The following is a 13,150-nucleotide window of genomic DNA, read 5'->3' as shown; positions in this document are numbered from 1 at the left end:
GCATGAACAACATCTGGGATTGCGTCATCGTCGGAGGCGGGGCAGCCGGCCTGAGTGCGGCGCTGGTACTGGGCCGGGCCCGGCGCCGGGTACTACTCGTCGACGCGGGGAATCAGAGCAACCTGGCCGCACACGGAATCGGCGGCCTGCTGGGCAGCGACGGCCGCCCGCCCGCCGAACTCTATGCGGCGGGCCGCGCCGAGCTGGCCGTCTACCCCACGGTGGAGGTCCGCACCGGCGCAGTCGTGGGCGGGGAGCCGGGATTCGCACTCGAGCTGGCCGACGGAACCCACGAGCAGGCCAGGACGGTGCTGCTGGCCACCGGCATGGAATACCGGACACCGAACATCGCCGGACTCGAAGAGCTTTGGGGTGCTTCAGTTTTCCACTGCCCGTTCTGCCATGGCTGGGAGCTGCGTGACGCACCGCTCGCGGTCGTCGCGCAGGGGGATCGCGCCCTGCACTCGGCACTGATGCTGCGCGGTTGGACCGAGGATCTGGTGGTGCTCACCGACGGCGACAGCGGGCTGGATGACGACCAGGTCAAGCAGTTGGACGCGGCCGGAATCGGCGTCGACGAGCGCCCGATCGCCCGATTCGTCGCACAGGACGGCGCACTGGCGGCCGTCGAATTCGCCGACGGCACCCGACTGGCCAGGCGCGGCGCACTCGTCGCCGCCACACTGCATCAACGCTCACCGCTGGCAGCGCAACTCGGCGCCGTCTCGGCGCCCGGGCCCTTCGCCGCCGACGCCCTCGTCGTCGACCCGTTCGCCCGCACGTCGGTGCCCGGGCTGTTCGCCGCAGGTGACCTGAGTGCCCAGACGCCCCAGGTGGCCGCGGCGGTGGCGTCGGGCAGCCAGGCCGGTGCCGCTGTCGTGCAGTACCTGCTCGGCGAAGACGTCGGGCTCCCGCTGCCGCCGTGGCCCGCTCAGACGGCCGTCACCGCCCAGTACTGGGAACGGCATTACGGGCAGCGCGGCCGTATCTGGAGTGGACGGGTCAACGCCCAACTGGCCAAGATCGCCGCGGATCTGCCCGTCGGGCGGGCGCTGGATCTCGGCTGCGGCGAGGGCGGTGACTCCGTGTGGCTGGCCGAGAAGGGCTGGCAGGTCACGGGCGTGGACGTCTCCGACACCGCGCTCGCCCGCGCTGCCGCCGAGGCGCGGGAGCGGGGCGTGGCGGACCGCATCACGTTCGAACGCCACGACCTGTCCGAGAGCCTCCCGGACGGCCGCTTCGACCTGGTCTCGGCCCAGTTCCTCCAGTCGCCGATCGCGATGGACCGCGCCGGCCTGCTGCGTCGGGCCGCCGGTGCCGTGGCCCCCGGCGGTCTGCTGGTCATCGTCGATCACGGGGCCGCGCCGCCCTGGGCTCCCGAGCATGTCCGCAGGTTCGCGTTTCCCAGTGCCGACTCTGTGGTCGACTCGCTGAACCTCGATGAGGCGCAATGGGAACGAGTCCGGGTGGGTACCGATGAGCGAGAGGCAACCGGCCCGGACGGGCAGCACGGCACCCTGATCGACAACGTGATGGTGCTGCGGCGGCGTTGACGGGCGGCCCCCGCCGCCGCAAGGCCAATGGCTAAGCGGTGGCGGGGATGTCCGTGCGCTGGGTCAGCCGGATGCTGTTACCCGACGGGTCACGGAAGCCGGAGTCGATGCCGTAGGGCATCTGGTTGGGCGGCTCGGTGAACTCGACACCGCGCGCCGTCAGCTCCTCATAGCTCTTCTGGCAGTCCTCGGTGGTCAGAAACACCGTGCCGGCGAAGCCCTTTGCGGTCAGGTCCTGGACTTGCTTCCGCGTCTGCTCGTCCATCACCGGCTCGCCGGGGACCGCCATCAGCACGATGCCGACATCGTCCTGCCCGGGCGGACCGACCGTGACCCACCGGAAGTCGCCAATCTCTTCCGGGAACGAAACATCTTCGCGCACTTCCATTCCGACCTTCTCGGTCCAGAACTTCAGCGCGACTTCCTGATCGTGGACCCACAGATGCGTGTATGCGATTTTCATCATGACCCGACGCTACGTGCGGTCCGGCCCCGCCGTCTTCTCCGTTTGTGCTGTCTTGGCTCGACTGGGATGGGGGCGCCGGGTGTCGCGCGCCAGGATGCAACTGGGCACCGGGGCGCGCAGCATGGCCGGCGGCAGGCTGGCACGGTAAGCCGCCGGAGGCTTGCCGTACACCCGTGCGAAGTTCGTGGTGAACGAGCCGACGCTGTGCAGGCCCACCATCACACAGATGTCGGCGACCGAACGGTCGGTGTTGCGCAGCAGCGCCGCGGCCCGCTCCAGGCGCCGGCTCTGCAGGTAGGCGCGCGGGGACTCACCGAAGGTGCGGGTGAACATCCGGCTGAAGTGCGCGCGGGACAAACCGGCGGCCGCGGCGAGGTCGTCGACGGTGATCGGATCCGCGTACCGGGCATCCGCCAGGTCCTTCGCGCGAAGCAAATATCGTGCCGGTGGCACCTGAGACATGAGATTGAGGGTACGGTGATCAGCGCGAACGAGTTGGCCGGGCGGCCGCGGCACCTGGGAAACCGGGGGTCGAGGAAAGTCCGGACTTCACAGAGCAGGGTGATTGCTAACGGCAATCCGAGGTGACTCGCGGGAAAGTGCCACAGAAAACAGACCGCCAGAAATGGTAAGGGTGAAACGGTGCGGTAAGAGCGCACCAGCACCCCGGGTGACCGGGGTGGCTAGGCAAACCCCACCCGAAGCAAGGCCAAGAAGGCCGCAACCTGGTTGCGGTCGCGCAGGCGCCCGAGGGCTGCTCGCCCGAGCCTGCGGGTAGGCCGCTTGAGGCACCCGGCAACGGTGTGTCCAGATGGATGGTCGCCGCCCTACCCTCCGGGGTAAGGGACAGAATCCGGCTTACAGGCCAACTCGTTCGCCTACACCGATTTACCTGCCAATATATGCCGACTGTGCCCCGCCGCTACGCAGAGACTACGCAGAGCGGCGTGCGACCCGGTCATGAGCGCACCGGTTGTGAAACGCCGTTCCGTAGGGGCAGGCGTAGAGGACCAGTGGCACCGAGCACCCCGTAAGGGTGAGCAGGTGTTCTTACCCCCGCCGACAACGCAGACGGCCCGGTCTGGTGCATGGACAAGACGTACTTCAGCCAGACCAGCACGCAGGTGTGTAACAAGCTGTACGGCACAGGCAGGCGGTGGCGTGTCCGATGGGTCGGCCCGGACGGCAAGGAACTCACCGAGTCATACGAGAAGCGCGCCGACACAGACAGACGTGTGAGGGAGCTTGGTTCCCACTTGCATACCGGCGCGTACGTTGACCCCGCTAAGGGCCAGGTCACGTTCCGTGACTACGCGGAGGCGTGGCGTAAGCGACAGGTCCACCGGGACAGCTCAGCCGAGCATGTTGAGAGACCTTGGGTGTCTTCGACGTAGGAGCTTTGGTTCGGGACCGAGCAGCCGCCAGCCTTAAGTCGCAGCTGTAATCCCTCCAAGGAACTGTCTCACTGCCGTCCGACAACGCGCGATTCAGGCCCACGCGCGGAGTGAGACGAGAAATGAGACACCGCGACCTGGGCGATCCAAGGAAGTCGCGATGCACGAGATGGTGCCTCGTTTCTCTAGAAAAGAGACAGGCGGCAAACTTGAACGAGATGTGCCTTCTCTCTTATTCACTTACGTGTACGTCCCGACGATAGACACCGACATCTGCCACTGAAATTGGCTTGCGCTTCCTCGGCGGGTAGGAGAGCGTACGGGTGAGCGCCAAGTGAATGGGGTTAGTTGTTACTGCGACACGGGATGAAGACTTCGCTGTGGGTAACGCACCCACAAACCAGTTCGATCGGTCTGTACTTGTTGTCGGAGCTGGAGTTACAGGCGCATCGATTGCGTATCACGCTGCCAGCAGGGGCCTCGCCGTAACCTTGATAGACCAGGGGTTGCCTGGCATGGGTGCCACGCAGCACTCGTTCGGCTGGATAGGCCGCTCCATCGATTCTGGCCCGTCAGCGGAACTGCGACGGCTGGCGCGGGATGATTTTCTGCGGTTGGAACGCGAGATACCCACGATCTCGATTAATTGGTGTGGCGCGCTTACCTGGGGCGACTACTTTGCCTGTAGCGGCGACGCACCCCTACGCAATCCTCTACACGTTGAGCCCCAACTGATCTCGGCGCCAGATAGCGTTCGCTTTGGCAGTCATGACGGATCAGTAGAACCCGTCATGCTGGCCGAAAGCCTGGTTGAAGCAGCACGACAACACGGCGCGAAGGTCATTGTCGGACAACCCGCGGTGCGTCTACTGCGTACGAATGACGTAGTAGTCGGAGCCCGAACTCCCACCCAGACCCTGAACGCAACCCACACTGTAGTTGCGGCGGGGACCGACTCGGCGCAGCTATGCGCCTCGGTGGGAGTGCATCTGCCGGTCTATGGAAGCCCGGCAGTGATGGTGCGTCTCCGTACCCGACCGGGGCTCGTACGTCATATAGTCGCCAACGACAGCATCGAAGTTCGCCAGCTGTCTGACGGCACCCTCTTAGTACCTCTGGATTACTGCGGGCAGACGACTCAGGGCGACCTGACTGACACCGCAGAAAAAGCTCGAGAGGAAATCCTTCGAACCTTCGAGGTATCGGCGAGTGTCGACATTCTTGGTGCCGCAGTCGGCTGGCGTCCGATGCCTGCGGACGATGAGCCGGTCATTGGTCCCGTTCCTGGGATACCTGGACTGTATGTGGCTGTTGTGCACCCGGGGATAACCCTTGCTGCGACCGTCGGACGCCTCGTAGCACACGAACTTGCCGACAGCACATCAGAAGTCGAGCAATTTGCCAGATGTCGAATGACGCGATTCGCCTAACAGAGCAAAGCGCTTCGGGAAGAAGCGCACGGTGAGACAGGATGTGATTGCTCTCGAATCTCTAGAAACGAGACAGCACGCCCGCCTGGAGCTAGCCAGCAGTCCGCAGGGCGGTGGTCATTTGTCCAGCGAGTTTGAGCTTCAGGTCCGCCGCCGAGCGTTCTCGGGGCGCTGGGCACGCAGATGGACCCGAACTGGAAATCAACGATAGGTATCCCGCGCCGCCTCCCAGCGGGGCGACGCCGGGCGGCCGTCGTAGCCCGGTGGGTGCGCAAGAAAGCCAGCGACGACATCCGCTGCAGCCACCTGCTCACACAGCTTTACCAGGTGGACAGCAACGTCGTAGCAGTACGCGAGTGCATCTGTTCCCACGTCGGGTCTCAACGGCACCCGCTTCTTGTTCTCGGGGCTTTCGAGCAGCATCACCGACGCGCCCCAACGTCGATCGTAGCGACGCAACCAGCACGTCTCGCCCTCTGACAGAGCACCGGTATGCGCGACAAAGTTTCGATAGTTCGCGAGCTTGACGCCGTGAGCGTTCCAGCTATCCACCACCAGATCGCCAACCTGCGCCGGCACCTTCGAGTTGCCTGACCCAATAGCCTTAGCGGCTGAGCGCATTGAGTCCCAACGACCCCTCCCGCACGGGTGGTAGTGCTTCCACATCACCTTCGAGATTGCCTCGTACAGGCGCCGCCCAGCACCGAGATAAGCGTCGATCTCGAACAACACACGAGAGTCACCGGTGTTGCCGCCCTGAGGGTCATCGTGGTAGCCGTGGTGCTCGTCGAAGACTTGGTGGGGGGCTGGATGGATGAGGTGTCTTGATACGTATCCCGCATGGGTGCCGAACGTACTTTGAGGTTAAGGCCGAGGCGACTACATGCCGTGTATGTCGCGGCATGACCGCCTCCCAGTCCTGTGCAACAGGTGCGGCGTTCTGGGTCGACGTTGGCGAGCGGGGAATCTCCTTGCCGATGTCGCAGTCAATCGTGCGGATTGATGGAAGCCGCAGGCTTAGGCTGATGCCGCCTCGCCAGTTAAATTCACTGCAGTGCAACTGTTTTAGGCCATCTGCGGTATGCCTTGAGCGACTGCCATCGGTGGTTGATTGCGGCAGCTCCGCTACGCAGGTGCTACGCACGGTAGCACTCTGCGCCCACTGGTGGCAGCTTGAGTAGGGCCGGAAAATTGCCTGCTACCCGCATATTCGGCCCACCAGCCACTATTTGCCATCAACGACACCAAGTCGGTATGACCTGCGGAAATGCTGAGGGGCATTATCCGGCTTACAGGCCAACTCGTTCGCCCCAGCCCAGCAAACGGGCCTCAATGGGCTTTGCGAACCGCCTTGTCCAGCTTCTTGAGTGCATCCTGCAGCAACGCCCGGCTGTGCTGGGCCAGGTCGTCCTCCTGTTGATACAGCAGCCCGTAGGTGAAGGTGTCCTCGCCCGCAGCATGCGCAGCGTCGGCCTGGGTGCTCAGATGAGCCTTGCTCACCACACTGTCCTGATGATCGCCAAGCAACGTCTGGATATTCTTGGCGCGCTCAGAGACCTTCTCCGCTCCGGTCGCCGCCGCGGTATAACGAAGCCGCTTGGCGCCCTTGCGAATTCGGTGTAGCGCCTCGTCCTTCTCCTCGGCGCTGGCCTCGGCATCGCTGTCGGCCGCGGCAGCGGTCTTCGCGGCCTTGCGAACCCGCTTGTATGCCGAGTCGATGGTCACCGAAGGCTTTGACGCGTCCCCGGATTCGGGCTGTTCGGCGCTGACCATCTCCTCGAGCGCGTCCAGCAGCCGGAAGTAACGCTGCGAGCACATCGCCAACAAGGATCGCCGCCAGCCGGCGGTGTAGCGGCGGTTGGCGCCCTCGACCAGCCGCTGGCGCACCGGACCGCGGATCAGTTCGGCAGGCATCTCGTCGAGCGCGCGCTGATAGCGCTCGGCCAGGACCTCGGCATCACGTGCCGTGCCCAGTACCGCGGCCAGCGTCCGCAGCTCGTCGAGTACCCAGCCGTCGTCGTCGAGCCCGAAGGAATCCTTCGACTCCTGCAGCAGACTGCGGATCTTGCGGGTAGTCACCCGCATCTGATGCACCGAGTCGTAGGCGTCCGCGCGTACCGCGCGGTCCCAGACCAGCAACGCCTCGATCTGCTCGGCGATGGCCCGGTGCACCGGATCGGCCGGGGGAGTCGGTGGCGGTAGCAGATCGGTGCCGAGCACCTTCGCCAGCTTCGAACCATGCCCGGCCGGCTTCGCGCCGGCATCCGCCAGACGGTTCGTCAGACGATCCATCAGGTCGTCGGGCACATCGGCGGTGAGCAACTCGAGCTCCCATTCCCGCCAGCGCTGTTCTTCGCCTCCGATGGCCGACGCGGTCACGCGGTCATCGCAGAACTCGGCCAGGGCGACGCCGTCGGCGCCGTGCAGCACCTCCACGCTCCGCTGGGTGCTGATCCGGGCCACCGGGGCCAGCGGACGGTCCCGCACGATGGCGAGCACGATGTCTCGCAGATCCTCGGGCACGGTGTCAGTAGCTGTGCCCAGCGGCGTACGGACCTCGGTGCGGGTGTCGACTCCGGCCGGAAGCTTCAGGTGCCAGCCCGCATCAGGGCCGCCGGTGCGGCGCCGCAACGTGATGCGGTGCGCCGCGAGGTCACGATTCGGAGTGTCGAAATACACCGCATCCAGGTGCTGGATTTCCGCTCGGGCTACCTCGGCGACGGCCGACAGCCCCTCGAATGACGGCGAGACGGTGTTCTCGGTGACCGCGAACTTCCGCTCGATCTCGGTGTACCTCGCGGTCTTGGATTTGCCGGGGGCCATAGTCACCTTCGCTGTGCACCGGAGGCGGATCGGGATGGCACCAGCGTGCCATATCCGGGTGGGTGCCACGACCGGTGTCTGGTCACAGCAGTATCAAGACTTGCCCCACCGCCCACCGCGCTGTCGGCCGTGTCCGTCGGGGTCTCCTACTGTTGCTGACATGGCGGCTGAGACGACACCGGCGAACGCCGCTGCCGGGCGTGGACGCCCACGGCTGGAGCGGCCCCGCCGACCGGGCACGACCGCCCGTGAACAGATCCTCGATGCCGCCGCCGAGCTGTTCACCACCCACGGTTACGCCAGCACCTCGACCCGGCGCATCGCCGACGAAGTGGGGGTACGGCAGGCCTCGCTGTATCACCATTTCGCCACCAAGGACGACATTCTGGACGCGCTCCTGGCCGGCACCGTCGACGAGGCCCTGGAACTGGGCGCCGAGCTACTCGACAGCACGGGGCCGGCGGCACAGCATCTGCACACGCTCGCGGTGGGCGATGCACACCAGCTGTGTGCCGGCCGGTGGAATCTGGGCGCCTTGTATCTGCTTCCCGAGCTGCGCACCGACCGGTTCGAGCCGTTCCGGCGCCGGCGCGCCGAGCTGCGCGAGGTGTACCGCAGGCTGTCGGAGGCGGTGATCACCGAATGCGCAGGGCCGCCCGATGCCGCAGACCTGCCGTTTCGACTGGTGGAATCGGTGGTCAACAGCCGTTCCGACGACGTCGAGAGCACGCCGGCTCAGCCCTGGGCGATCGGGGAGGGGGCGCTGCGGATCCTCGGGTTCGGCGGCGAGTTGGGCCCGCTGGTGCGGGCCACCGCAGCCCGGCTGGGCGTGCGACCGCCGCAGACCCCGGCCCGCTAGAGTTCGGGCCGTGACCGAGCCCACCTATGAAGCCATCTCGTTCGAGCAGTCCGGCGCCGTCGCGCGCATCACGCTGAACCGGCCGGACGCCGCGAATGGCATGAACGACACCATGACTCGCGAACTGGCCGACGCCGCCCGGCGCTGCGACACGCCGGCGACCAAGGCCGTGGTGCTGACCGGTGCGGGCCGGTTCTTCTGCGCGGGCGGCGACCTGAAATCCTTTGCCACCGCGCCCGACCGTGGCCGCTTCATCAAGGGCGTCGCCGACGACCTGCACCAGGCCATCTCGTCGTTCGCCCGGATGAATGCCGTGCTGATCACCGCGGTCAACGGCACCGCGGCCGGCGCAGGATTCAGCCTCGCGGTGACCGGCGACCTGGTGCTGGCCGCCGAGTCCGCGACCTTCACCATGGCCTACACCAAGGTGGGGCTGAGCCCCGACGGCAGCGCGTCCTACCACCTGCCGCGACTGGTCGGCCTGCGCCGGGCCCAGGAGCTCATCCTGACCAACCGCACGCTCTCGGCCGCCGAGGCGCAGGAGTGGGGACTGGTCACCGAGGTCGTCGGCGGCGACGACCTGGCTGACCGGGCCACGAAACTGGCCGACCAGGTGGCGGCGGGTTCCGGCGGATCCAACGGCGCGGTCAAATCCCTGCTGGTGTCCTCGTTCAAGAACAGCCTCGAAGAGCAGATGGCCGCCGAAGCCCGGTTCATCGCGGAGCGGGCCAACTCGGCCGACGGCCGCGAAGGTGTCGACGCGTTCCTGGCCAAGCGCAAGCCCGACTTCGCCTAGCCCGCCGCCGGGCCGGCGGCAGCCGGTTCGATGGTGAGATCACCGGGCAGCTCGACATCTGCGACGGCCAGGTTCTCCTCCAGGTGGGCAATCGAGGACGTCCCGGGAATCAGCAGCACGTTCGGCGCGACATTCAACGTCCACGCCAACGCGATCTGCGCCGGCGTACGTCCCAGTTCGGTGGCCACCCGCCGGATCGTCGGATGGCCCAGGACCGGATTGTCCGCGGCGAACGCCGAACCCAGCGGAAAGAACGGGACGAAGGCGATGTCGCGTTCGACGCACAGGTCGAGCACGGGCTGCGAGGTGCGGTCGGCGAGGTTGTAGGCATTCTGCACGCAGGCGATCTCGGTGCGCTCCAGCGCGATCTCCACGTGCTCGCGTGAGGCGCTGCTCAGCCCGATGCCGGCGATGAGGCCTTCGTCGCGGGCCGTGATCAGGGTGTCCAGTTGCTGCTCGAACAGCTCGTGGTCGACCTCGGCGGGACCTCCGATGTCGGCCCCGAAGAGCCGCAGGTTGACCACGGCAAGCTGGTCGACCCCGAGGGTGCGCAGATTCTCTTCGATGCTGTGCCGCAGTTCGGCGGGTTGTTGCGCCGGGAGCCAGTTGGCCTGGGCGTCGCGCTTGCCACCGACCTTGGTGACAAGCGCCAGGTTCTGCGGGTAGGGGTACAGCGCCTCCCGGATGAGTTCGTTGGCGACATCGGGCCCGTAGAACTGGGCGGTATCGATGTGGTCGACACCGAGGTCGACGGCGCGGCGCAACACCGCGACCGCCTGGTCGTGGTCACGCGGCGGGCCGAATACCCCGGGCCCGGGCAACTGCATCGCGCCGAATCCGACGCGTCGGACGACCAGCGACCCCAGCGAGAACGTCTGTGGGTAGGTCATGGCGGACCTTTCGTTAGATCTCTAACTATATGAGATCAAACTATATGAGCACTGATATTCTCTGTCAACGAATCAGAGGAGAACCGTCGTGAACGACGAGCAACGGAGCGCGGCAGAACTGGCCGACGCTTTCGGGCGCGCTGCCAAATCCGTTGTCCGCGCATTCGACGAGCGCCTCGGCGACCGTGGTGTGTCGACCCCGCGGTCCAAGCTGCTCGCCGAGATCGAACGGATGCAGCCGGTCCGCTCAGCCGAGGTGGCCAGGGCGGTCGGTGTCACCCAAGCCACCGCATCAACCCTCGTCGAGGCTCTGGTGCGCGAAGGGCTGGTGGTCCGTGCACCCGATGAAAACGACCGCCGGGCAGTGCGATTGACGACGACGGCCGAGGGGCAGGAGCAGGCCCGGCACTGGCGGGCCGACTACATCGCCGCTGCACACGAGATGTTCGCCGGCCTCACCAGTGAGGACAAGGCAACGCTGACCCGGTTACTCAACAAACTCGGTGACGCGCTGGCCTGAAGCCGAGAAATCAGTAGCTGTGCTCTTCGGCCGGGAACACCCCGGTCGCCACGTCGTTGGCGTACTGCGCTGCCGCGCGGTGCAGTTCGCCGCCCACGTCACCGAAGCGCTTGACGAACTTCGCGGTCTTGCCGCTGGTGAGTCCGGCCATGTCCTGCCAGACCAGCACCTGGGCATCGCAATTCGGCCCGGCACCGATGCCGACCGTCGGGATCGTCAGCTTGCCGGTGATCTGAGTGGCCAATTCGGCGGGCACCATCTCCAGCACCACGGCGATCGCACCGGCTTCCTGCACGGCGATCGCGTCGTGGATCGTCTGGTCGGCGGCATCGCCGCGGCCCTGGACGCGGTATCCGCCCAGCCCGTTGACGCTCTGCGGGGTGAAGCCGATGTGCGCCACCACCGGGATGCCGGCGGCAGACAGCGTCGCGATTTGATCGGCCATCCGCTCACCACCCTCGAGCTTGATCGCCTGCGCGCCGGTCTCCTTCATGAAGCGGGTGGCAGTGGCCAGTGCCTGGGTCGGGCTGCTCTCGTAGCTGCCGAACGGCATGTCGGCGATAACCAGGGCATGCGGGGCGCCCTTGACGACCGCGCGCGCCAACGGGATCAGCTCGTCGATGGAGATCGGCACGGTCGTGTCATAGCCGTACACGACGTTTGCCGCCGAGTCGCCGACCAGCAGCACCGGAATCTCGGCCTCGTCGAATACCCGCGCACTGGAGTAGTCGTAACAGGTGAGCATCGCCCACTTGTGGCCTTCGGACTTCCATTTCTGCAGCGTGAGCGTGCGGACCTTGGTGCGCGGCTTGGCTTCGGCAGAATCGGAAGCACCATAAACAGACTGTTCAGACATCGTCGTCCTTTGATGGTCGGTTCGATCCTCGAGGCCGCCTGGCGGTCCCCGGGTTCGTCGGACGTCTGCCAGTCTGCCACTGCGGGGATTGAAGGCAAAAGCGACGTTCGAGTGGATTTCCTCACAGTTTCCGCGCTGCGCCTTAACATCAGCGCATGCAACGGCTCAGCGGACTCGACGCCAGCTTCCTGTATCTCGAAACCGCCGCGCAGCCCATGCACGTGTGCTCGGTGCTCGAACTGGACACTTCGACCATGCCGGGCGGCTACACGTTCGACCGGATGCGCGACGAACTCTCATTGCGTATCAAGGCGATGCCCCATTTCCGGGAGAAGCTGGCCGACAGCCGGTTCAACCTCGACCATCCGGTGTGGGTGGAAGACAAGGACTTTGACGTCAACCGGCATCTGCACCGGATCGGGCTGCCCGCCCCCGGCGGGCGCACCGAGCTGGCCGAGATCTGCGGTCACATCGCCTCGCTGCCGCTGGACCGGACCCGGCCGCTGTGGGAGATGTGGATCATCGAGAACATCGCGGGCACTGATGCGCATCACGGCGGCCGCCTGGCATTGATGACGAAGATCCACCACGCCGGGGTCGACGGCGTCACCGGGGCCAACCTGATGTCACAGCTGTGCACCACCGAGGCCGACGCGCCGCCGCCCGATCCGGTGGACGGGGTCGGCGGCGCCTCGGGAGCCGAGATCGCCATCAGCGGTGCCCTCAAGTTCGCGGCCCGCCCGCTCAAGCTGGCCAATATGCTGCCCACCACAGCGACGACGGTCGTCGACACGGTGCGCCGGGCATTCAGCGGACAGGCAATGGCGGCGCCGTTCAATGCGCCCAAAACCGCGTTCAACACCAACATCACCGGCCAGCGCAGCGTCGCATTCGCCCAGTTGGACCTCGAGGACATCAAGACCGTCAAGAACCACTTCGACGTCAAGGTCAACGATGTGGTGATGGCGCTGGTATCCGGCGTCCTGCGCACGTTCCTGCACGACCGCGGCGAACTACCGGAGAACTCTCTGGTCGCGATGGTGCCGGTGTCGGTGCACGATCGCTCCGACCGGCCCGGCCGTAACCAGGTGTCGGGGATGTTCTCCAAGCTCGAAACCAACATCGACGACCCAGCTCAGCGGCTGATGGCCATCGCCGCGTCGAATTCGGTTGCCAAGCAACACAGTTTCGCGATCGGTGCGACGCTGCTTCAGGACTGGACGCAGTTCGCGGCACCGGCGGTGTTCGGCGCCGCGATGCGGGTGTACGCGGCCAGCCGGCTGTCCGGGGCCAAACCCGTCCACAATCTCGTCATCTCCAACGTGCCGGGGCCCCAGGAGCCGCTGTACCTCCTGGGCTGCAAGGTCAAGGCCATGTACCCGCTGGGCCCGATCTTCCACGGATCGGGGCTGAACATCACCGTGATGTCGCTGACCGGGATGCTCGACGTCGGCATCATGTCCTGCCCCGAATTACTGCCTGACCTGTGGGACATGGCCGACGATTTCCACGTGGCGCTCGACGAACTGCTCGCCGCTACCCGATAGCGCCCCTGCGCGTCGC

Annotated in this window: 12 protein-coding genes and 1 other RNA gene; 7 read left to right on the top strand and 6 right to left on the bottom strand. The window is 66.0% G+C overall.

The window, feature by feature from the left end:
- Window positions 1–2: 2 nt before the first annotated feature.
- Window positions 3–1,553 (top strand): FAD-dependent oxidoreductase, encoded by a 1,551-nt coding sequence (locus ACZYZ7_RS25050; protein WP_463742059.1) that lies wholly within the window; start codon window positions 3–5, stop codon window positions 1,551–1,553.
- A 31-nt stretch (window positions 1,554–1,584) separates the two neighbouring features.
- Here ACZYZ7_RS25050 and ACZYZ7_RS25045 read toward each other — a convergent pair whose 3' ends face one another.
- Window positions 1,585–2,019 carry a VOC family protein gene (locus ACZYZ7_RS25045; protein ID WP_463742058.1) on the bottom strand — a complete coding sequence of 145 codons (435 nt, stop codon included), beginning with the start codon at window positions 2,017–2,019 and terminating at the stop codon, window positions 1,585–1,587.
- A gap of 9 nt (window positions 2,020–2,028) precedes the next feature.
- The gene (locus ACZYZ7_RS25040) at window positions 2,029–2,481 is read right to left on the bottom strand and encodes a helix-turn-helix transcriptional regulator (protein WP_135455877.1); all 453 of its coding nucleotides are present in this window, start codon (window positions 2,479–2,481) and stop codon (window positions 2,029–2,031) included.
- A gap of 29 nt (window positions 2,482–2,510) precedes the next feature.
- Between ACZYZ7_RS25040 and rnpB the strand changes: the two genes are divergently transcribed.
- Both rnpB and ACZYZ7_RS25030 read left to right on the top strand, forming a co-directional pair.
- Window positions 2,511–2,896, top strand: an RNA gene (gene rnpB / locus ACZYZ7_RS25035) — RNase P RNA component class A.
- Window positions 2,897–3,751: 855 nt separating this feature from the next.
- The gene (locus ACZYZ7_RS25030) at window positions 3,752–4,843 is read left to right on the top strand and encodes an NAD(P)/FAD-dependent oxidoreductase (protein ID WP_135455875.1); all 1,092 of its coding nucleotides are present in this window, start codon (window positions 3,752–3,754) and stop codon (window positions 4,841–4,843) included.
- Between the two features lie 201 nt (window positions 4,844–5,044).
- Here the strand turns inward: ACZYZ7_RS25030 and ACZYZ7_RS25025 are convergent, their stop codons facing one another.
- Window positions 5,045–5,572 (bottom strand): hypothetical protein, encoded by a 528-nt coding sequence (locus ACZYZ7_RS25025; RefSeq protein ID WP_463742057.1) that lies wholly within the window; start codon window positions 5,570–5,572, stop codon window positions 5,045–5,047.
- A gap of 600 nt (window positions 5,573–6,172) precedes the next feature.
- Window positions 6,173–7,666, bottom strand: a complete 1,494-nt coding sequence (locus ACZYZ7_RS25020) for a CYTH and CHAD domain-containing protein (protein WP_463742056.1) — start codon at window positions 7,664–7,666, stop codon at window positions 6,173–6,175.
- A 160-nt stretch (window positions 7,667–7,826) separates the two neighbouring features.
- Between ACZYZ7_RS25020 and ACZYZ7_RS25015 the strand changes: the two genes are divergently transcribed.
- Both ACZYZ7_RS25015 and ACZYZ7_RS25010 read left to right on the top strand, forming a co-directional pair.
- Window positions 7,827–8,525 carry a TetR/AcrR family transcriptional regulator gene (locus tag ACZYZ7_RS25015; protein ID WP_450070697.1) on the top strand — a complete coding sequence of 233 codons (699 nt, stop codon included), beginning with the start codon at window positions 7,827–7,829 and terminating at the stop codon, window positions 8,523–8,525.
- Window positions 8,526–8,535: 10 nt separating this feature from the next.
- Complete coding sequence (locus ACZYZ7_RS25010; RefSeq protein WP_463742055.1) at window positions 8,536–9,321, top strand: enoyl-CoA hydratase/isomerase family protein; 786 nt, start codon at window positions 8,536–8,538, stop codon at window positions 9,319–9,321.
- Here the strand turns inward: ACZYZ7_RS25010 and ACZYZ7_RS25005 are convergent.
- Window positions 9,318–10,211 carry an oxidoreductase gene (locus ACZYZ7_RS25005; RefSeq protein ID WP_463742054.1) on the bottom strand — a complete coding sequence of 298 codons (894 nt, stop codon included), beginning with the start codon at window positions 10,209–10,211 and terminating at the stop codon, window positions 9,318–9,320. The genes ACZYZ7_RS25010 and ACZYZ7_RS25005 overlap by 4 nt on opposite strands.
- 88 nt (window positions 10,212–10,299) lie before the next feature.
- Between ACZYZ7_RS25005 and ACZYZ7_RS25000 the strand changes: the two genes are divergently transcribed.
- Window positions 10,300–10,731: a MarR family winged helix-turn-helix transcriptional regulator gene (locus ACZYZ7_RS25000; protein WP_276129800.1), complete on the top strand. Its 432-nt coding sequence runs from the start codon at window positions 10,300–10,302 to the stop codon at window positions 10,729–10,731.
- Between the two features lie 10 nt (window positions 10,732–10,741).
- On the opposite strand, the gene panB is transcribed toward ACZYZ7_RS25000, so the two are convergent.
- Complete coding sequence (gene panB / locus ACZYZ7_RS24995; protein WP_463742053.1) at window positions 10,742–11,587, bottom strand: 3-methyl-2-oxobutanoate hydroxymethyltransferase; 846 nt, start codon at window positions 11,585–11,587, stop codon at window positions 10,742–10,744.
- A 155-nt stretch (window positions 11,588–11,742) separates the two neighbouring features.
- On the opposite strand from panB, the gene ACZYZ7_RS24990 reads away from it, so the two are divergent.
- Entirely contained in the window at window positions 11,743–13,134 is a 1,392-nt protein-coding gene (locus ACZYZ7_RS24990) for a WS/DGAT/MGAT family O-acyltransferase (RefSeq protein WP_135455860.1), read from the top strand.
- Window positions 13,135–13,150 lie beyond the last annotated feature (16 nt).

The sequence above is a fragment of the Mycobacterium sp. IDUB_17 genome (genome assembly GCF_055419465.1).
The sequence above is the reverse complement of the archived record's forward strand: the minus strand, read 5'-3'. Positions and strand labels throughout refer to the sequence as shown.